General features: G+C 71.1%; 18 protein-coding genes and 3 pseudogenes. 6 read left to right on the forward strand and 15 right to left on the reverse strand.

From position 1 onward, the window contains the following. Positions 1-77: 77 nt before the first annotated feature. Entirely contained in the window at positions 78-1,343 is a 1,266-nt protein-coding gene (locus tag ADL05_RS00190; protein WP_053614770.1) for a M14 family metallopeptidase, read from the forward strand. Between the two features lie 276 nt (positions 1,344-1,619). On the opposite strand, the gene ADL05_RS00195 is transcribed toward ADL05_RS00190, so the two are convergent. The 4 genes from ADL05_RS00195 to ADL05_RS00210 form a co-directional block, all read right to left on the reverse strand. Then, entirely contained in the window at positions 1,620-1,901 is a 282-nt protein-coding gene (locus ADL05_RS00195) for a type II toxin-antitoxin system RelE/ParE family toxin (RefSeq protein WP_053614771.1), read from the reverse strand. Beyond that, positions 1,885-2,109 carry a TraY domain-containing protein gene (locus tag ADL05_RS00200; protein WP_053614772.1) on the reverse strand — a complete coding sequence of 75 codons (225 nt, stop codon included), beginning with the start codon at positions 2,107-2,109 and terminating at the stop codon, positions 1,885-1,887. Before ADL05_RS00200 ends, ADL05_RS00195 begins: the two co-directional genes overlap by 17 nt. A gap of 68 nt (positions 2,110-2,177) precedes the next feature. Further along, positions 2,178-3,527, reverse strand: a complete 1,350-nt coding sequence (allB, locus tag ADL05_RS00205) for an allantoinase AllB (RefSeq protein WP_053614773.1) — start codon at positions 3,525-3,527, stop codon at positions 2,178-2,180. Continuing rightward, positions 3,524-4,807 carry a DUF6986 family protein gene (locus ADL05_RS00210; protein WP_053614774.1) on the reverse strand — a complete coding sequence of 428 codons (1,284 nt, stop codon included), beginning with the start codon at positions 4,805-4,807 and terminating at the stop codon, positions 3,524-3,526. The genes allB and ADL05_RS00210 overlap by 4 nt, the downstream gene beginning before the upstream one ends. Positions 4,808-5,121: 314 nt before the next feature. Between ADL05_RS00210 and ADL05_RS00215 the strand changes: the two genes are divergently transcribed. After that, positions 5,122-5,856 carry an IclR family transcriptional regulator gene (locus ADL05_RS00215; RefSeq protein WP_053615023.1) on the forward strand — a complete coding sequence of 245 codons (735 nt, stop codon included), beginning with the start codon at positions 5,122-5,124 and terminating at the stop codon, positions 5,854-5,856. A gap of 275 nt (positions 5,857-6,131) precedes the next feature. Here ADL05_RS00215 and era read toward each other — a convergent pair whose 3' ends face one another. From era to ADL05_RS00245, 8 genes and pseudogenes are all read right to left on the reverse strand, one after another. Next, on the reverse strand, positions 6,132-7,100 hold the full coding sequence (gene era / locus ADL05_RS00220) for a GTPase Era (RefSeq protein ID WP_053614775.1): 969 nt from the start codon (positions 7,098-7,100) through the stop codon (positions 6,132-6,134). A 9-nt stretch (positions 7,101-7,109) separates the two neighbouring features. Continuing rightward, entirely contained in the window at positions 7,110-7,454 is a 345-nt protein-coding gene (locus ADL05_RS00225) for a hypothetical protein (RefSeq protein ID WP_053614776.1), read from the reverse strand. Beyond that, a complete protein-coding gene (locus tag ADL05_RS00230; protein WP_053614777.1) occupies positions 7,451-8,842 on the reverse strand; it encodes a hemolysin family protein in 1,392 nt (463 codons plus the stop codon). The genes ADL05_RS00225 and ADL05_RS00230 overlap by 4 nt, the downstream gene beginning before the upstream one ends. Continuing rightward, the gene (ybeY, locus tag ADL05_RS00235; protein ID WP_053614778.1) at positions 8,839-9,324 is read right to left on the reverse strand and encodes an rRNA maturation RNase YbeY; all 486 of its coding nucleotides are present in this window, start codon (positions 9,322-9,324) and stop codon (positions 8,839-8,841) included. The genes ADL05_RS00230 and ybeY overlap by 4 nt, the downstream gene beginning before the upstream one ends. Before the next feature lie 113 nt (positions 9,325-9,437). Next, positions 9,438-9,836, reverse strand: a pseudogene (locus ADL05_RS31435) (PhoH family protein); the annotation flags it as partial. 273 nt (positions 9,837-10,109) lie between these two features. Continuing rightward, positions 10,110-10,928 (reverse strand): annotated as a pseudogene (locus tag ADL05_RS31440) (LAGLIDADG family homing endonuclease); the annotation flags it as partial. Then, positions 10,917-11,615: pseudogene (locus tag ADL05_RS32360) on the reverse strand (PhoH family protein); the annotation flags it as partial. The pseudogenes ADL05_RS32360 and ADL05_RS31440, both read right to left, overlap by 12 nt. Before the next feature lie 223 nt (positions 11,616-11,838). Then, positions 11,839-12,189, reverse strand: coding sequence for a histidine triad nucleotide-binding protein (locus tag ADL05_RS00245; protein WP_053614780.1), 351 nt, complete (start codon positions 12,187-12,189; stop codon positions 11,839-11,841). 323 nt (positions 12,190-12,512) lie between these two features. Between ADL05_RS00245 and ADL05_RS00250 the strand changes: the two genes are divergently transcribed. Next, positions 12,513-13,043, forward strand: a complete 531-nt coding sequence (locus tag ADL05_RS00250) for a SigE family RNA polymerase sigma factor (protein ID WP_053615024.1) — start codon at positions 12,513-12,515, stop codon at positions 13,041-13,043. Further along, positions 13,040-13,774 (forward strand): hypothetical protein, encoded by a 735-nt coding sequence (locus tag ADL05_RS00255; protein WP_053614781.1) that lies wholly within the window; start codon positions 13,040-13,042, stop codon positions 13,772-13,774. The genes ADL05_RS00250 and ADL05_RS00255 overlap by 4 nt, the downstream gene beginning before the upstream one ends. A gap of 240 nt (positions 13,775-14,014) precedes the next feature. Here ADL05_RS00255 and ADL05_RS00260 read toward each other — a convergent pair whose 3' ends face one another. From ADL05_RS00260 to hrcA, 3 genes are read right to left on the reverse strand one after another with little or no spacing between them, the layout of a single operon-like run. Further along, entirely contained in the window at positions 14,015-14,779 is a 765-nt protein-coding gene (locus ADL05_RS00260; RefSeq protein WP_053614782.1) for a 16S rRNA (uracil(1498)-N(3))-methyltransferase, read from the reverse strand. Next, the gene (gene dnaJ / locus ADL05_RS00265) at positions 14,776-15,921 is read right to left on the reverse strand and encodes a molecular chaperone DnaJ (protein WP_053614783.1); all 1,146 of its coding nucleotides are present in this window, start codon (positions 15,919-15,921) and stop codon (positions 14,776-14,778) included. The genes ADL05_RS00260 and dnaJ overlap by 4 nt, the downstream gene beginning before the upstream one ends. Positions 15,922-15,925: 4 nt before the next feature. Further along, positions 15,926-16,939 (reverse strand): heat-inducible transcriptional repressor HrcA, encoded by a 1,014-nt coding sequence (gene hrcA, locus ADL05_RS00270; RefSeq protein WP_053614784.1) that lies wholly within the window; start codon positions 16,937-16,939, stop codon positions 15,926-15,928. 111 nt (positions 16,940-17,050) lie between these two features. On the opposite strand from hrcA, the gene ADL05_RS00275 reads away from it, so the two are divergent. Then, positions 17,051-17,887, forward strand: coding sequence for a DUF3097 domain-containing protein (locus ADL05_RS00275; RefSeq protein ID WP_053614785.1), 837 nt, complete (start codon positions 17,051-17,053; stop codon positions 17,885-17,887). 191 nt (positions 17,888-18,078) lie between these two features. Then, the gene (locus ADL05_RS31445) at positions 18,079-19,488 is read left to right on the forward strand and encodes a DUF4870 domain-containing protein (RefSeq protein ID WP_231640539.1); all 1,410 of its coding nucleotides are present in this window, start codon (positions 18,079-18,081) and stop codon (positions 19,486-19,488) included. Positions 19,489-19,511 lie beyond the last annotated feature (23 nt).

Genomic DNA, 19,511 nt, shown 5'->3' on the forward strand with positions numbered 1-19,511 from the left:
ATTGACAACGTGTAGGGCGCTCTTCTCCAATGACCGTCAAGTATTCGACGCCTCGACCCCGCTCCCCCGGAGGCCTCGTGAGAACCACGCTCGTCCGACGAACCCTCATTCCCCTCGCTCTCGCGGCCCTGACGCTGGGCCTCATCGGCCCCACCGGCGCGGGCGCCGACTCCGACCCCCGCCTGTTCGAGGTCCACGGGCCGAACACCCCCGTGGAACGCACGGCGGTCGCCGCGACCGGCGCCGCCGTCGAGGAGGTCCGCGACGGCTCCGTCGTCGTCACCGCCACGCCCTCCGAGGCCGAGACCCTCGCCGACCTCGGCCACGAACTGACGGAGATCACCCCCTCGCCGGTGCGCCCGCTCGCACCGGACGAGGGCTACACCACCTTCGGCGAACTGCGCGAGACCATCGACGAGGTGGTCGCCGACCACCCCGGCATCGTCACGCAGTCCGTCGTCGGCCAGTCGTATGAGGGCCGTGACCTGGTCGCGGTCAAGATCAGCGACAACGCCGCCGTGGACGAGGACGAGCCGGAGGTCCTGTTCACCCACTCCCAGCACGCCCGCGAGCACCTCACCGTGGAGATGGCCGTCTACCTGATGCGCCTGCTGACCGACGAGTACGGCAGCGACGCGCGGATCACGGACCTGGTGGACTCCCGGGAGATCTGGATCCTGCCCAACGTCAACCCCGACGGCTCCGAGTACGACATGGCGGGCTCCGACTGGCGGAGCTGGCGCAAGAACCGCCAGCCCAACCAGGGATCGTCCGCCGTGGGCACCGACATGAACCGCAACTGGGACCACCTCTGGGGCTGCTGCAACGGCTCCTCCGGCAGTCCGTCCAGCAGCACCTACCGCGGCGCGGCCCCGGAGTCGGCGCCCGAGGTGTCGGCGGTCGCGGACTTCGTGCGCGGCCGGGTGGTCGGCGGCGAGCAGCAGATCACCGCGGCCATCGACTTCCACACCTACAGCGAGCTCATCCTGTGGCCCTACGGCTACACCTACGACGAGGTCGGCCCGGGCATGACGCGCGAGGAGTACGACACCCACGCCGCCCTGGGCACCCACATGGCCGACGCCAACGGCTACACGCCCCAGCAGTCCAGCGACCTGTACATCACCGACGGGACGATCAACGACTGGCTCTGGGGCGACCAGCGCATCGTCAACTTCACGTACGAGATGTACCCGCGCAGCTGGTGGGGCGGCGGCTTCTACCCGCCCTCGTACGTGATCGACCGGGAGACCTCCCGCAACAGGGAGGCCGTCCTGCGGCTGCTCGACTACGCCGACTGCCCCTACCGCATCATCGGTGAGGAGGAGGCGTACTGCTCCTGACCGCCACACGCCGCGGCCCCGGACACCTCGCGTGTCCGGGGCCGCGGCTCCTTCGTTCTCCCCGCTCGACACGCCTCGCCCTAGGCTGAGGACACGTTCGTAGCACGGGGAAGGCCGTCATGACCAAGGTCCTGATCGACATCGACCAAGAGGCGCTGGACAAGGCCGCCTCCGTACTGGGCACCACGACCCCGCAGGACACGGTCAACGCAGCCCTTCGAGGCGTCGTCGACCGATACCATCTCCTGCCTGACCCGCCACGAGCGGGAGGGGGCATCAGCCCCGATACACCTCGCGACGGTGCCCCACGTGAAGAACGTGAAGAACGAGAACCGTGACGATTCCATCCTGGATATCCGCGATGATCCGGTAGTCCCCGACCCGATAGCGCCAGAGGTCGCCCAGCCGGTTGCCTTTCAAAGCATCCCCGATCGCTCGGGGATCATCGGAGCCAGCGATTCGGTCGTTCAGGAACCGAAGGATCCTCCTGGCCGCCTGGTGATCCAGCTTGCGCAGTTCACGCTTGGCGTCGTCGTAGAGCTCAACTTTCCAGGTCATACTCGTCCATCACATCGGAGAGCGGCGTCGTACCGCCCCGCCCCGCCCGCAGGTCTTCAAGCCTGCTCTCCGCGAGGTAGACCTCTTCCAGCTCATCCAGGTGGGCGACGATCGCTTCCCGGGCATAGAAGCTCTTCGACCTGCCCGTTTCCTTGGCCAGAGCTTCGAGTCTCTCCTCGATCTCCGCCGGAAGCCGCAGTGCCAGCATGGTGGACCTCCCTGGGTTGCTATACAAGTATTGCAACCCAGGGAGGTCATGAGGTCGAGCCCTCGCGATCAGTCGCGGGCGAGCAGGTGGCCCCGGGGTTGCGCGAGGTCGATCTCCTCACCGCGCAGCAGGGTGCGGCGCACCCGCCCCTGCAGCTCGGCGCCGTCGTAGGCGCTCACCGGGTTCCTGTGCGCCAGCTCGCGCACGTCCACCCGGATCGTCTCGTCCGGGGCCACGATCGCGAAGTCCGCGTCGTTGCCCTCCGCGATGGCGCCCTTGCCGCGCAGCCCCGCGACACGGGTCGGCCCCTCGGCCATCCACCGCACCACGTCGACCAGCGTCGCCCCCCGGCGGCGCGCCTCGGTCCACACCGCCGAGAAGCCCACCTGGAGCCCGGACACGCCGCCCCAGGCGGTCCCGAAGTCACCCGTGTCCAGGTCCTTCAGGTCCTCGGTGCTGGGAGAGTGATCGCTGACCACGCAGTCGATCAGGCCGTCCATGAGCGCCCGCCACAGCAGGTCGCGGTTGGCCGAGGAGCGGATGGGCGGGCAGCACTTGTACTGCGTGGCCCCGTCCGGGATCGTCTCCGCCGCCAGCGTCAGGTAGTGCGGGCAGGTCTCCACGGTCAGCGGCACGCCGTCGGCCCTGGCCTGGGAGATCAGCGGCAGTGCCGACGCGCTGGACAGGTGGAGCACGTGGGCCCGCGTCCCCGTGCGCCGCGCGGTCTCGATCACCAGCGCGATGGCGGCGTGCTCGGCCTCGTCCGGGCGCGAGGCCAGGAAGTCCGCGTAGTCGCGGCCGTGCGCGGCCGGGGCGCCGTCCAATACCCCGGGGTCCTCGGCGTGCACGATGATCTGGCCGCCGAAGGCGCCGATGGCCTCCATCGCGGTCGCCAGCTCCGTGGGCGACAGGTGCCCGAACTCGTCGACGCCGGACGGGGACAGGAACGCCTTGAACCCGTACACGCCCTGCTCGTGCAGGGCCACGAGCTCCTTGGTCCGCCCCGGCTGGGAGTTCTCCGGGACCGCGCCGCCCCAGAAGCCGACGTCGACGCTCACCCGGGCCCGGGCCACCGCGCGCTTGGCGGCCAGCCCCTCGACGGTGGTGGTCGGCGGCACGCTGTTGAGCGGCATGTCCACGAGCGTGGTCACCCCGCCCAGGGCGGCGGCGCGCGTGGCGCTCGCGAAGCCCTCCCACTCGGTGCGTCCGGGTTCGTTGACGTGCACGTGGGAGTCGACCAGCCCGGGCAGCAGGACCTCGTCCCCGGCCAGGACGATCTCCCGGGTTCCGGAGGCGTCCGCGTCCGCGCCCGGCAGGACCGCGGCGGTGCGCCCGCCGGAGACGGCCACGGTCACCGCGCGCTCGCCGTCGGGGGTGATGGCGCGCGCGGCGCGAATGAGGAGGTCGTGGTGGGTCATGCGTTCTCCTGTCCGATGCGGCGCGTGGCCAGGGCCACCAGCGTCGCGGTGTCCGTTCCGGTGCGCCCGGCGACCTCGGTCTCGTCCAGCGCTCCACAGCGCAGCCCGTTGACCAGGGCCGACGCCAGCGCCTGCGCGGTGGCGGGCTCGTCCATCACCCCGCCGGCGACCGCTCCGAAGTAGGCCCTGAGCCGGGCGGCGGCGGGCTCGAAGGCCTCCCGGTAGAAGGCGTAGGTGGCCAGGAAGCGCATCGGCAGCTGGTGGGGGTGGACGTCCCAGCCCTGGTAGAAGCCGCGCTCCAGGGAGCGCCGGACCAGCGAGGCGTGCAGGTCCCACGCCTCGTGGACCTCCTGGCGGCTGCCCACCGGCAGGACGTTGCTGCCGCCGTCGGACAGCCACACGCCGGTTCCGGCGGCGGCCACCTGCATGACCGCCTTGGCGTGGTCGGCGACCGGGTGCGCCAGGCTCTGGTGCGCGGCGGTGATCCCGCAGGCGGCGCTGTAGTCGTAGGTGCCGTAGTGCAGGGCGGTGACCCTGCCCTGCCCGGCGCGGATCATGTGCGGCACGGCCGCGGTGCCGTCGGGCAGCAGGACCGACTGCGGTGTCTCGATCTGCAGCTCGAAGCGCAGCCGCCCCTCGGGCAGGTCGAAGCGCCGCTCCAGGCGCTCGGCCACCCAGGCCATGGCTTCCACGTGCTCGACGGAGGTGATCTTGGGGAGCGTGAGGAGCAGGTTGTCGGGGAGCGAGCCGTGCCGGTCCAGCAGGGTCTGGAGGAAGAGGGTGAGGCTGCGGACGCCGCGGTGCCGGCCGGCCGCCTCCATCCCCTTCATCCGGATGCCGAAGTAGGGAGTGGCGCCGCCCTGGGCGAGGTCGGCGGCGAACGCCTCGGCGACGGCGGTCACGTCGGCGTCCTCGCCCTCGTCGCCGTGGTCGCCGTAACCGTCCTCCAGGTCGGCGCGCAGGTCCTCGATCGGCTCGCGGGCGAGCTTGTCGTGGACGCGGGAGAGGAGGTCGGACAGCTCCGCCTCGCTCATCCTCCTCGTCTGGTCGAGCTCGTCGGGCTTGGGCGCGAACTCGGTGAGCGCCTCCGACGCACGCCGCCCCCAGTCGGCGGCCAGACCGGCGCGGACGCGGTCCGCCGGGACGTAGACGGTGTGGACCGGCTGGCGGGCCGCGTTCGCGCCCGGGTAGTCGCGGGCCAGGCGCGCGTCGGCGTCGGCCAGGCGCGCGTCCAGCGCGGCCGTGAGTTCGCCGAGGTCCAGAGGGCTGTCCGATGCCACGTGTTCAGTGTCCTCTCCGTAGGCCGGAGCCCCGCGCTCCCCCGCGCCCGGACTCCGGATTTCTATATGCGGATACTAACTTCTGCCATCCGGAACAACAAGGGATACCCAGCGGGAAAGCCGCCCACCGTGCCCGGTTCGCGACGCGGCCGTCGCCCTCACCGCGGCATCGAGATGGCGGGAAGTACTTTTCGTATTGCAGAATAGAACCGATGACTTCAGCGGCCCACAACTCGGGAGCATGACCTTTGTCAGACTCGCTGCCCCCCATCGACGCCCCGCGCCCGGAGACCTCCGGCAAGCGCGCCGGCGGCGTGCAGTCCCTCGACCGTGCCTTCGCCCTGCTGGAGATCATGGCCGAGGCAGGCGGTGAGGCCTCGCTCAGCCAGTTGGCCGACGCCTCCGGGCTGCCGCTTCCGACCATCCACCGCATCATCCGCACCCTGGTCGGCAACGGCTACGTGCGCCAGCTGCCCTCGCGGCGCTACGCGCTCGGCCCGCGGCTGATCGGCCTGGGCGACAAGGCCTCGCAGATGATGAGCACCTGGGCCCGCCCGCACCTCGCCCAGCTCGTGGAGGACCTCGGCGAGACCGCCAACCTCGCCATGCTGGACGGCGACAAGGTCATCTACGTCGCGCAGGTCCCGTCCCCGCACGCCATGCGCATGTTCACCGAGGTCGGCCGCCGGGTCCTGCCGCACTCGGCCGGGGTCGGCAAGGCCCTGCTGTCCCAGCTCACCGACGAGGAGGCGCTGGCCACCGTCCAGCGCACGGGCATGCCCGCCGCCACCGACCGCACCATCGTCGACCCCGACACGTTCGTCGCCGAGCTCCACCGCATCCGCAAGGACGGCTACGCCATCGACGACGGCGAGCAGGAGATCGGCGTCCGCTGCGTCGCGGTCCCGGTCGACGGCGCCCCCTCCGGCATGGCGGTGTCCGTCTCCGGCCCCGAGGCCCGCGTGCACTGGGACTTCGTCAGCCGCGCCGCCCCGATCGTGCAGCGCTGCGCCACCGCCCTGGCCGCCGACCTCAACAACCAGGGCTGACCCCGGCCCCACCGGTGGGCCGACCGCGCGCCCACAGCCCCTGGGGTTCGACGTAGACCCGGGGGTTGGAGGTCGGCCCCCGGGTTGTGACATAGGCCCCAGGGGTGGAACGTGCACGCGTGGTCCTGCGTGAGCCCCAGGGGGAGGTAGGGCGTTCAGACTGCGGGGCCACAGGGGGTGTCGCGAGGGGCGCGCCAGTGTTCTGCAGGAGGAGACGGGGCCGCCGCGAGGAACGAGCGGAGGCCCCAAAAAACACAGCGGAGGCCCCCAGAAAACTACGTCTGCTGGTCGAAACCCAGCTTCCGCAGCTGCTTGGGGTCGCGCTGCCAGTCCTTGGCCACGCGCACCCGCAGGTCCAGGAACACCCGCTGACCCAGCAGGGCCTCGATCTGCTTGCGCGCCCGCGACCCCACGTCGCGCAGGCGCGAGCCCTTGGAGCCGATCACGATGGCCTTCTGACTGGGGCGCTCCACGTACAGCGACGCGTAGATGTCCACCAGCTCCTTGCCCGGCCGCGTGTTCTCCCGCTCGTACATCTCGTCCACGACCACCGCGATGGAGTGCGGCAGCTCGTCGCGCACGCCCTCCAGCGCCGCCTCGCGGACGAGTTCCGCCACGAGCATCTCGTCGGGCTCGTCGGTCAGGTCGCCGTCCGGGTACAGCGGCGGCCCCTCGGGCAGGTGCGAGCACAGCACACCGGTGACCGTGTCCAGCTGGAACCCGCTCTGGGCCGAGACCGGAACGATGTCGGCCCAGTCGCCCAGCTCGTCCACGGCCATCAGGTGCTTGCCCACGGCCTCCTTGTCGACCTTGTCGGTCTTGGTGACCAGGGCGACCACCGGGGTGTTGGTCTGCTCGGCCAGTTCCCTGGCGATGTAGGTGTCACCCCGGCCGATCGGTTCGTCGGCGGGCAGGCAGAACGCGATGACGTCCACCTCGACCAGCGTGGACCGCACCAGCGAGTCCAGCCGCTCCCCCAGCAGGGTCCGCGGCTTGTGCAGGCCCGGCGTGTCCACGATGATCAGCTGCGCCTCGGGGCGGTGCACGATGCCCCGCACGGTACGCCGCGTGGTCTGGGGCCGGTTGCTGGTGATCGCCACCTTCTGCCCGACCAGCGCGTTCATCAGAGTGGACTTGCCCACGTTGGGGCGGCCGACGAAACAGGCGAACCCGCTGCGGAAACCCTCCGGGAAGGAGGGCATCTCCAGCGGTACGCGCAGTCTCTCCAGGTCGAGGTCGTTCATCGTTCCTACTCAGCGCCGGGTGATGCTCGCGGGCACCCCGTCGGGGGCGGCGATCACCACCACCTGGGTCTTCAGGTCTTCCGCCACCGCGCGGTCGTCCTCGGTCAGTTCCTTCGCCTGGGTGACGACCACCGCGGCCTCCAGGGCGGAGGCCTCACTGGACACGGCGGCGGCCACCGCCGCCTGCAGAGCCGTCAGCGACAGGGACGGCAGTGCCACCGTCGTCGCCACGTACGTGCGCCCGGTCTCGTCGCGCACCGCCGCGCCCTCCGGCGCGGCGTTGCGGGCGCGTGAGGCGCGCGCGAGGGTGATGAGCTTGCCGTCCTCGGGGCCGAGCCCCGTCGTGTCCGTCACTGCTCCGTGCTCCTTACGTCGTCGTTCCTGCCCCCGTCGCCGTGGCCGGCGTCCTCGGACAGGCGCTCCACCAGCACCGTGGTCATCCGGTTCCGGCGGCTGCTCTTGCCCTCCAGGGTGAGTCTGAGACCAGCGTATTCGGCCTGCGCCCCGCCGACGGGCACCCGGCCCAGCACGAACGCCACCAGTCCGCCCACGGTCTCCACGTCGGCCACGTCGAGCTCGCGGTCGGAGAAGAGTTCGTCGAGCTCGCCCAGCGGCAGGCGGGCGGTGACCCGGACCCGGTCGTCGTCGAGCCAGGCCACCGGCGGGATCTCGTGGTCGTACTCGTCGGTGATCTCACCGACGATCTCCTCCACGATGTCCTCCAGCGTGACCAGGCCCGCGGTGCCCCCGTACTCGTCGATGGCCACCGCGACGTGGTTGCGCTGCTTCTGCATCTCGCGCAGCAGTTCGTCGATGGGCTTGGTGTCGGGGACGTAGGTCGCCGAGCGCATCACGTCGGCGGCGGACAGCGGCACGTCGGCACCGTTGGCGCCCGAGGCGGCCGCCCAGCGGTCCCGGAGCCGCTCGACCAGGTCCTTGAGGTAGACGATGCCGACCACGTCGTCCTCGTCCGCCCCCGTGACCGGGATCCGCGAGTACCCGCTGGCCAGCGCCAGGGACAGCACGGCGTCGGCGTCGGCGTCGCGGTTGGTGAAGACGATGTCGGGGCGCGGCACCATCACCTCGCGCACGGACGTGTCGTCGAGCTTGAACACCGAGTGGATCATCTGGCGTTCCTCGGGGTCGATGACCTCCCCCTGCTCCGCGAGGTCGACGAGCCGGCGCAGCTCCACCTCCGTGCTGAAGGGGCCGTCCCGGTCGCCCTTGCCGCGCGGGGTGAGCGTCCGGCCCGCCCACACCAGCAGTCGGACGAACGGTCCCACGACGATCTGGAGCGGGTGGACGACGACCGCGGCGACCCGGGCCACCGGCTCCGCGAACTGACGGCCCAGGATGCGCGGCGCGATCGCGATGAGGACGGACTCCACGACCACCATCACCACCGCGGTCAGCAGCAGCGCGAGCCAGCCGAAGCCCACCAGGAACACCATGCCCAGTGCCGCGGCCAGCACCGCGCACACCTCGCACACCACGCGCAGGAACAGCAGCGCGTTGAGGTGGCTCGTGGGGTCGGCCGACACGCGGTCCCAGGCGGAGGCGGCCGAGGTGTCATGGTCGGTGCCGGCGACCGGCGTACCGACCGACACCACCCGGGTGAAGGCGACCTCGGCCGCGACCAGGAAGCCCGCCGCCGCAGTCAGGGCGAGGGCGGCCGCGAAAGCGCTGAGCCACGCGGCGGGCTCACCCGCGGACGCGGGGTCGATCCACACCGACGGAATCATGCCTTGCTCTCACCCTCGTCGTCGACGGCCTCGCGCTCACGCCAGGCCGCCAGGATCTCGCCCTGGAGTCCGAACATCTCCTTGTGCTCGTCCGGCTCCGCGTGGTCGTAGCCCAGCAGGTGCAGGATGCCGTGGGTGCACAGCAGGTCGATCTCGTCGGTGGTGCCGTGCCCGGCCTTCTCCGCCTGGCGCTCGGCCACCTGCGGGCAGATGATCACGTCACCGAGCACGCCCGGCTCGCTCGTGCGGCCGGGGCCTCCGGGGCGCAGTTCGTCCATGGGGAAGGACAGCACGTCGGTGGGGCCCGGCTCGTCCATCCACCGCACGTGCAGGTCGGCCATGGGCCCCTCGTCCACCAGCACGACGGACAGCTCCGCCAACGGGTGGACGCGCATGGCGTCGAGCACGTGCCGGGCCAGCCGGGAGAGCCGCGCCTCGTCGACGGTGGTGACGCCGGACTCGTTGGCGACGTCGATACTCATCTGATTCGGATGCCTCACTTGGAATCGTCATGGCCGGGCGTCCGGGGTCTCCGGGCACCCGACACCGGTGGGCCCGCACACGGCGGGCCCACCGGCTCGAACGCTGTACTGGTTCAGTCTGCCCCGTCTTCGGGGTGCCCGGACCGCGACCGGGTCTCGCTCGGGGTGTCGGCGGAACCGCGCCGCGGGTCGCGCCCGCGCTGCTCGTTCGCGCCGTGACGGCCGCCCTGGGCCTCGTCGTAGCGGCCGTAGGCGTCCACGATCTTGCCCACCAGCTTGTGCCGGACCACGTCCGCGCTGGTCAGCCGGCAGAACGCGATGTCGTCGATGTCACGCAGGATCTTCTCGATGGTGCGCAGGCCGCTGGACTGTCCGCCGGGGAGGTCGACCTGTGTGACGTCACCGGTCACCACGATCTTGGAGCCGAAGCCGAGCCGGGTGAGGAACATCTTCATCTGCTCGGGCGAGGTGTTCTGGGCCTCGTCCAGGATGATGAAGGAGTCATTGAGGGTGTTGTGGGTCAGCAGGAAGTCCTCGGTGACGTAGAGCGAGTCCTCCGCCGCCACCTGGATGCAGACGCACTCCTCGGTCCCCGCCGGTTCGATGCTCTCGATGAACCGCATGGGCCGACCGCCGCCGGACGCCCTGTACGTGTCCCTCTTGCGCCTGAGCCGGAAGGGCTCCACGCCTTCGGGAAGCCGTAGGTCGAGGAGGTGGGCGTCCTGTCGATGGAAGACCTCCCTCCCCTTGGCCCGGCCGGGCGCCCGGCCCTCTGCGGGCCGCGTACGACCGTACGCGACGCCTCCGAGGGACTGTGCGAGGAAGCGCACCGCAGAGGCCAGCCGTGGTGAGGCCGAACCGTACTGGACGCGGCACGTCCGGCCCTCCTGCGTGACCGGTCCACCGTCGGCGTCCAAAAGCCCCTGCAGTACGGCGAGCCGAACGTCGGCCGTGTTGTACAGATAGGCGTCCGGGACGAACTTCGTGCCCGAATTCGTGCCGCACAGGCCCAGTTCCCGCATGACGGCCGTCACCGGGTTGGCGATGGTGATCACGTCGCCAGGCTGCGTCTCACGGTTCAGGACGTAGTCCGGACCGGACTTCCAGTTCACCCGGACACCAGGCAGAAGGCGTTCGAGGCTCTCCGCGAGTTCCGGATCCTCCGTGGCGAAGCCCGGAGTCGTGCTGCCCGTGAGGCACCCGTCCCCCAGAAGCAGCCCGAGGGCGTAGGGGTCCATCGGGACGTCCTGCGCCGGGAACTCGACCGGTGCGCTGAGCATCGGGAGCTCGTACTTGCGGTAGTGGGCCGTACGGAGGCCGCTTTCCACGATCTCCTTCGCGGTGAGCACTCGATACGGCTTGTTCCGCCTGGTGTCGTCCCGTGTCCGGACGGACCAGAGGTGGTCCTCCGAACACAGCGTCGACGCACCGTCCTGCGACGTCACCCGATAGGTGGCCTTCGGACCCTGCGGGTAGACGCCCAGCACCGGGGTCGGCTCACCGTTCGAGCCGACGACGAGGTCACCGACCTCCAACTCGCCGATTGGACGGAAGCCGTCCGGTGTCAGCACGTTGGTGTGGACCGGCTGCGCGCGCCCACGCATGTACGCCAGGGGGGCCACCTCGATGGTGCCGGCCGCCATCAGCTTGGGGATGGAGTCGGGGTCGAGCATGTCGTGCAGGGCGTCGTAGAGCGGCCGCAGGTACGGGTCGATCTTGTCGTAGAGGGTGCCCGGCAGGAACCCCAGCCGCTCGCCGGCCTCGACGGCCGGGCGGGTGAGGATGATCCGGTTGACCTCTTTGTCCTGGAGCGCCTTCACCGCCTTGGCCATCGCCAGGTACGTCTTGCCGGTACCCGCGGGTCCGATGCCGAAGACCACCGTGTGCCGGTCGATGATGTCGACGTAGCGCTTCTGGTTCACCGTCTTGGGGCGGATGGTCCGGCCCCGGTTGGACAGGATGTTGGTCGTCAGCACGTCGGCCGGGCGGTCCTGACCGGGGGTGGTCAGCATGTGGACCATGCGCTCGATGGTGTCCGGCGTGACGTGGGTGCCGCTCTTGGCGAGCTCGATGAGCTCCTCGACCACACGGACGACCACCGCGGTCTCGTCCGGGGTACCGGTGATGGTGAACTCGTTGCCGCGAACGTGGATGTCGCTGGCGAAGGCCCGCTCCAGCGCCCTCAGGAGCTCGTCCCTGGAGCCCAGCAGGCTGATCATCGTGTGCTCGTCCGGCACCACGACCTTGACCTGGGTGTCCTGTCGCGACTGCGTGTGCGTTGTCTCGGCCATGGTGTGGCCTTGCGGCCGCTGTCCCTACCCTTCGGTTCCGGCTTCCGGCCCGGGCGGCCGACGCTCTTGGTGAACGGTCGAAGCGCCGCCGCGGCGCCCCGCGGCCCTCGACCACCGGTGTCTCGCTGGTCCCACCGGTCGCTCGGGGCCCACGCACCGAGTCTACCAAGGCGGCCACGGCCCCCTCGATCCGTTTTCCCGCGCTCCGGAGCCGGTCGGTCGCCTACCCGGGAGGCCAGTTCAGCCCGCGGCCGCCGAGCAGGTGCGCGTGCAGGTGGAACACCGTCTGTCCGGCCCCGCTGCCGGTGTTGAACACCAGCCGGTACCCGGTCTCGGCCACGCCCTCCGACTCGGCCACGGCGCGGGCCTCGCGCACGATCTCGTCGATCACGCCCGTGTCGGCGGCGGCCGCCGTGGCCGCGTCCGGAACGTGCTCACGCGGGATGACCAGGACGTGCGTCGGCGCCTGGGGGTTGATGTCGCGGAACGCCAGGGTGCGCTCTCCCTCGCGGACGATCTCGGCCGGGACCTCCCCCTTCACGATCTTGCAGAAAAGGCAGTCGTCCTGGGCCATCACGCACCTCCGTACGGGGGTCGCGGCCGTCGGCCCGGCCGCGGACTCGGGGCTTTCGCCACCCATGATGCCGCAGCCGACCACCGGTTCGCTCGGCACCGGGCACCCCCGTGCGTCGGAAACGGGAGGCTCGGGGCCTGCCGGCGCGCCTGGCGGGCACGGTACTCTTTCCCCCTGTGCGCCGTGTCGCCGACCATGTCCGACACCGGCCGACCTTGTGCGTGTTCGGATTGAAACGCGTGTCTACCTGGAAAAGAAGAGGTATGCCCTTTCGTAAACCCCGCGACAAGGGTGTGCGTCGAACTGATGTGACGACTGAAACCATCGTGGCTGGAGCCCCAACGGCTCCGCTTTCCGTGGAATGGGACGCCGACCACGCGGTCACGGAGCTCTACCGAGAGCACTACCGTCCGCTGGTCCGGCTCGCCGCGCTGCTGGTCCGCGACCACGCGACCGCGGAAGAGGTCGTCCAGGACGCGTTCGTGGCCATGCACGGCGCGTGGCGGCGCCTCCGCGATCCGAACAAGGCCCTGTCGTACCTGCGCCAGGCCGTGGTCAACAAGGCCCGGTCGGTCCTTCGCCACCGGGCGGTCGTCGAGAAGCACGCGCCCAAGGCGCTGCCCGACGCACCCAGCGCCGAGCACGGCGCCATGAACCTTTTGGAGCGTGAGGCGGTGATCCGAGCCCTGCGCAAACTACCCACCCGTCAGCGAGAGGCGATCGTGCTCCGGTACTACGGCGACCTGTCCGAGGCTCAGATCGCTGGCGCCATGGGCATCAGCAAGGGCGCGGTGAAGAGCCACACGTCCCGCGGCATCTCCGCGCTGCGCTCTGTTCTGGAGCAGACGACATGACCGGCCCCACCGATCCCATGAACTCCGAGTTCGAGGAGCAGCTCCGGCAGATCCTCAAGGCGGAGGCCGACTCCGTCGCGCCCGGCGGCGAGGGCCTGCAGCTGATCCGCGAGCGCACCGACCGCCATCGCGGCACGTCCTGGTTCGGTCTGCCGTGGCTGCGCCCCGCGCTGGCCCTCGCCGGGGCCGGACTGATCGCCGCGTCCGTCGTCATGTCCACTCCGCAGGTGCGCGACCAGGTTCTGAACATCGTCCCCGCGGGCGCCAACCGCGAGGGCGCCCCGCCCGAGGACGACATCGACGGTCCCGGCCTGGCGGCTCCGGATCCGACCACGGACTCCGACACCGCGCCCGCCGCGCCCCCGGACGATCCCGCCGAGGAGCCCTCGCCCTCCCCGACCGAGGAGGAGACGGATCCCGCCGAGGAGGGCGTCGGCACCGCGACGACGTGCGCGCCGTCCCACGACGACGCTCCCCCGTCCGCCACGACGGACGCCGAGAAGGAGACCGGCACGGAGTCGGAGCCCGAGGAGGAGCAGGAGGAGTGCGACCCCACCGAGGAGCCCAGCGAGGGTGACGGCGGTGAGGACTCCGACACGGACCCGGACACCGAACCGGGCACCGGTGGTGAGGAGCCGGCTCCCGACGACGACTCGACCGGGAGCGAGGACGGCGACTCGACGTCCTCCGACGGCGAGGGCACCACGTCCACCAAGAGTTCGGAGGAGTGACCGGGGGCGGCCACGCGCCGCCGCCGGGGCCACGCTCCGACCGAGCGTACGACGACGCCCACGGGACCGGGTCCCGTGGGCGTCGTCGTGTGCGCTGTGTGTGCCGGATTCCGCGACGCGGACCCGTCCTTGCGTTCGCCGCTTCCCCCGCGGTGTCGAGGCACTGGGGTGGCCGGGCGCACGGCGCCGGGCCCCGTGCGCGTCGCGTCCGTCAGGGCAGCGGCGGCGACGGTCGCACCGCTACCAGCGGCCGGACCGCACCTGCAGGATCGACAGCGCCGCCACCCCCGCGGTGGAGGTACGCAGGACACTCGGCCCGAGCAGGGCCGTCCGCGCACCGGCCCCGGTGAAGGCGTCGAGTTCGGCGTCGGAGAAGCCGCCCTCGGGACCCACCACCAGGACGACGCCGTGGTCGGCGCCGTCGTCGGCGGAGGCCCGGTCGCCGTCGGGGACGGCGATCCCACTCAGTCCGACCGCCCCGTCCTCGTGCAGCACGATGGCCGTGTCGGCCCCGGAGAGCAGTGCGGCCACGTCGTCGCGGCCGGCGAGCCCGGTGACCTCCGGCAGGCGTCCCCGGCGCGCCTGCTTGGCCGCCTCGCGGGCCGCGGCCCGCCACTTGGCCAGCGACTTGGCCGCCCGGTCGCCCTTCCAGCGGGTGACACACCGCTCGGCCGCCCAGGGGACGATCACGTCCACCCCGGCCTCGGTCATCATCTCCACGGCCAGTTCGCCGCGGTCGCCCTTGGGCAGGGCCTGCACGACGGTCAGCCGGGGCCGGGGCGCCGGCTCGTGCCAGCGCTTCCCGACCTCGCACACCACGCTGTCCCTGCCGACCTCGACGACCGTGCAGCGAGCGCGCTCGCCGCGGCCGTCGGACAGGTCGACGGTCTCACCGGCCCGGATACGCCGCACCACGGCGGCGTGGCGCCCCTCGGCGCCGGTGAGCACCACCGTGGCCGCGGCCAGGTCGGCGGTGTCGTCGACCAGGAAGACCGGAGGGGTCACTTGGCACCGAAGGCGTCACGGAGCTTGGCGAACAGGCCGCCGTGCCCGGGGCTGAAGCGGCCCGGGTTCTGGTCCTCCCCGCGCAGCTCGGCGAACTTGCGCAGCAGGGCCTCCTGCTCCTCGTCCAGCTTGGCCGGGGTCTCCACGTCCACGCGGATGCGCAGGTCGCCGCGGCCGCCGCCGTCGAGGTGGGTCACACCCTTGTTGGGCAGGGTGATGACGTGGCCGGAGTTGGTCCCCGGGCGCAGGTCGATGTTCTCCGTGCCGTCCAGCGTGTCGAACGCGAACGAGGCGCCCAGCGCTGCGGCCGTCATGGGGACGGTGACCGTGCAGTGCAGGTCGTCGCCGCGCCGCTCGAAGGTCGGGTGCGCCTTCTGGACGATCTCCAGGATGATGTCGCCGCGCGGTCCGCCGTTGGGGCCGACCTCGCCCTCGCCGGCGAGCTGGATGCGGGTGCCGTCGTCCACGCCCGCGGGGATCTTCACCGTGCGGGTGACCTTCTCGCGCACCCGGCCCTCGCCCGCGCAGTCGCCGCAGGGGTTGGTGATGACCGTGCCCTGGCCGGAGCACTGCGGGCAGGGGCGGGAGGTCATGACCTGGCCCAGGAAGGACCGGGTGACCTGGGAGACCTCGCCCTGGCCGTGGCACATCTCGCAGGTGGTGCGGTGCGAGCCCGCCGCCGTCCCCTCGCCCTGGCACGTCTCGCACAGGATGGCGGTGGGGAACGTGATGTCCTTGCTGACACCGAACGCCGTCTCGACGAGGTCGAGTTCGATGCGGATCTTGATGCTGCGTCCGCGCCGGACCCGCTCGCGCGGGGACCGCCCGCCGGGCTGGCCGCCGCCGAAGAACGCGTTCATGATGTCGTCGAAGGCGAAGCCCCCGGCACCGCCGAAGCCGCCCGCGCCGCCACCGCCGCCGCCCGGAGCGAAGGGATCGTGACCCATGTCGAACATCCGACGCTTGTTCTCGTCGGAGAGGACCTCGTAGGCCTGGGTCACTTCCTTGAAGCGCTCCTGCGTGGCGGGATCCGGGTTGATGTCCGGATGCAGCTCGCGTGCGAGCCGCCGATACGCCTTCTTGATCTCGTCCTTGGACGCGTCACGACGCACCCCGAGAACCTGGTAATAGTCTCTGGCCACTGAGTTACTGTCCTGCCAAAATCTGTCCGACATACCGTGCCACCGCGCGTACCGCTCCCATCGTCCCTGGGTAGTCCATCCGGGTCGGACCCACCACACCGATCTTGGCCAGCGACTGGTTTCCCACACCGTAGTCGGCCGACACGATGGAGGCGGTCCTCAGACCCTCGTGGAGGTTCTCCTCGCCGATGCGCACTGTGAGCATCGACGGATCCTTCGCCTCACCCAGCAAACGGATGAGGACCATGTTCTCTTCCAACGCCTCCAGGACCTCGCGCAGACTCGCGGCGAAGTCCACGGCGGCGAGGTTGGCCGTCCCCGCGAGGACGATCTTCTCCTCGTGCCGTTCGACGAGGCTCTCCAGCAGGACCGACAGGACCGCCACGGCGACGCGCCGGTGTTCGGGATCGACCTGCGCGGGCAGGTCCTCCACCGCGTCGGGCACGTCGGCCAGGTGGCGTCCGGCGATGGCCCGGTTGAGCATCTCCCGCAGATCGCCGACGACCCCCGGGTCGACGTCGCCGAGGCCGTCGATGACGCGCTGCTCGACCCGGCCCGTGTTGGTGATCACGACCATCATGATCCGCTGGCCCCCCAGGGGGACCAGCTCCACGTGCTGGACGGAGGAGCGGGTCAGCGACGGGTACTGCACGATCGCGACCTGGCGGGTGAGCTGGGCGAGCAGCCGCACGGTCCGGGCGACGATCTCGTCCAGGTCCACGGCACCCGTGAGAAAGGACTCGATGGCCCGGCGCTCGGCGACCGAGAGCGGTTTGACCGACGACAGGCGGTCGACGAAGAGCCGATAGCCCTTGTCCGTGGGAACCCGGCCCGCACTGGTGTGCGGCTGGGTGATGTAGCCGTCCTCTTCGAGGGCCACCATGTCGTTGCGGATGGTCGCCGGGGAGACCCCCAGCGGATGCCTGTCCGCCAGGGCCCGGGAACCCACCGGCTCGTTGGTGTTGACGAAGTCCTCGACGACGGCACGCAGGACCGCGAGCTTGCGCTCATCCAGCAACTCGCCACCTCCTGGCACTCCATGGTCCTCAGTGCTAATTCTATGCGCGCGCGCAAACCCCGTTGGCTACCACTCGGTAGGAACGCGGCGCCCCCACTAGACTGCACGACCGTGGCTACCAAGGGAACCGGCCGCTACGGCCGCGACGTGTTGGCGGGTGACTGGCGACGGCCCAGGAAGGGCGCCGTGCCGGATGTGCCGCTCAGCCGCGACCTGGTCGTGGAGGACGCCGACGAGACATTCTGCGGCGCCGTGGTCGGCTGGGACAAGGCGACCGTGACCCTGGAGGACCGCGGCGGGCGGCGCCGGGTGTTCGACCTCGGTCCGGCCGCGTTCCTGATCGACGGCGCCCCTGCCACCCTCGTGCGCCCCGCCGCGGCTCCGCGCGGGCCGCTGCGCAGCGCCTCGGGTTCGGTCGCGGTACCGGGCGCGCGGGCGCGCACGGCCCGGGAGAGCCGGATCTACGTCGAGGGCCTTCACGACGCCGAACTCGTGGAACGGGTCTGGGGCCACGACCTGCGCGTGGAGGGCGTGGCCGTGGAGTTCCTGGAGGGCGTGGACGACCTGCCCGCGATCGTGGCGGACTTCGCACCCGGTCCGGGGCGGCGCCTCGGCGTCCTCGTGGACCACCTGGTCCCCGGATCCAAGGAGTCACGTATCGCCGCGCGGGTGGAGGGCGAGCACGTGCTGGTGGCGGGGCACCCCTACGTGGACGTGTGGCAGGCGGTCCGTCCGAGCGCCCTGGGGATCGACCGCTGGCCGGAGGTTCCGCGCGGCCGTCCGTGGAAGGAGGGCGTCGTCAGCGGCCTGGGCTGGCGGATGGAGACGGGCGAGGCCTGGCGGCGGATCCTGGGCTCCGTGCGCAGTTACGCCGACCTGGAGCCGTCGCTCCTGGGGCGCGTGGAGGAGCTGATCGACTTCGTCACCGGACCCCACCCGGACGAGTGAGAGCGGAACGCCGACCGCGCCGCGCGGTCGCGGCTTCGCGGTGTGAGGCGTACAGGATCTAGGATTCTCGCAGGCGACGGTTTCGGAGTCCGGCATCCGACTGCCGTGGTCGCCGCCTTTCGGCCCTGCGCGGTCGTCGGTCCTGCCGGGACGTACAGAAGCCGCCCACACCAGCGGAGCCAAGGAAGAGTATGAGCGAGAACCCGACGAACCCCCCTGCCCCGGAGGATCCCGAGGAGGGTCGCCCGCCGCAGCACGGGCAGTCGGACCCTGGGCGGCAACCGTCGGGTGAACAGTCGCCGTACGCGCCCCAGCGGCCCCAGGAACAGCAGGGCTATCCCCAACAGCCCCAGCAGCCCTCCGGCGAACAGCCCTCCTATGCACCGCAGTCGGACTACGGCCAACAGGGCTACGGGCAGCCGACCGGCGGCCAACCCGCCTACGGGCAGCCGCAGCAGCCCGGCTACGCGCCCCAGCAGCCCCAGGAGCAGCAAAGCTATCCCCAGCAGTCGCAGCAGCCCTCGGGCGAGCAGCCTCCCTACGCGCCGCAGCCGGACTACGGCCAACAGGGCTACGGCCAACCCGCCTACGGCCAGCCGCACCAACCCGGCTACGCACCCCAACAGCCACAGCAACCCCAGGAACAGCAGGGCTACCCCCAACAGCCCCAGCAGCCCTCCGGCGAACAACCCTCCTATGCACCGCAGCCGGACTACGGGCAACAGGGCTATGCCCAGCAGCAGGGCTACGGGCAGCCGACCGGCGGCCAACCCGCCTACGGCCAGCCGCAGCCCTCGGGGGAACAGCCTCCCTACGCCCCGCAGCCCGGTTACGGGCAGCCGCAGCAGCCCGGCTACAGCCCCCAACAGCCCTCCGGCGAACAGTCCCCCTACGCGCCGCAACCCGACTACGGCCAACAGGGCTACGCCCAGCAGCAGGCCTACGGGCAGCCGACCGGCGGCCAACCCGCCTACGGCCAGCCGCAGCAGCCCGGCTATGCACCCCAACAGCCCCAGGCCTCGGGCGAACAGTCCCCCTACGCACCGCAACCGGGCTACGGCCAGCAGCCCGCGTTCGCGCCGCCGCAGCAGCCGACGGGCGGGCAGCCCGCCTACGGCGCGCCGCAGGCGCCACAGACCCCGTATGCGCAACAGCCCTACGGTCAACCCCGACAACAGCCCCAGCACCCGGCTGAACAGGCCGTCCACGGCGGGCCCGGCGGATATCCCCAGCAGGGCCCCCAGGGCGGCGACAACGACTCGCTCGTGGCGATGCTCGCCCACCTGTCGGGTTTCGTCATCGCGTGCCTCGGTTGGATCCCACCGCTGGCGATCTACTTCGCCAAGCGCCACCAGTCGCCCTTCGTGCGTCACCACGCGTCGGAGGCGGCCAACTTCCAGATCACCCTGCTGCTCGGCTACATCTTCGCGTGGGTGATCCTCATCGTGCTGGGCATCACCTTCCCAGCGCTCTCGTGGATCGGGTCCCTCCTGGTCGGCCTGGTCTGGATCATCGCGATCGTGTTCGGCGTGATCGGCGCCAACAGCGCGAACAAGGGCACGTGGTACCGCTATCCGATGAGCATCCGCCTGTTGAAGTAAGACGGCACCCCCCGACCGCACTC

It is taken from the genome of Nocardiopsis sp. NRRL B-16309, assembly GCF_001279585.1.
In the GTDB taxonomy this organism is placed as follows: Bacteria; Actinomycetota; Actinomycetes; order Streptosporangiales; family Streptosporangiaceae; genus Nocardiopsis.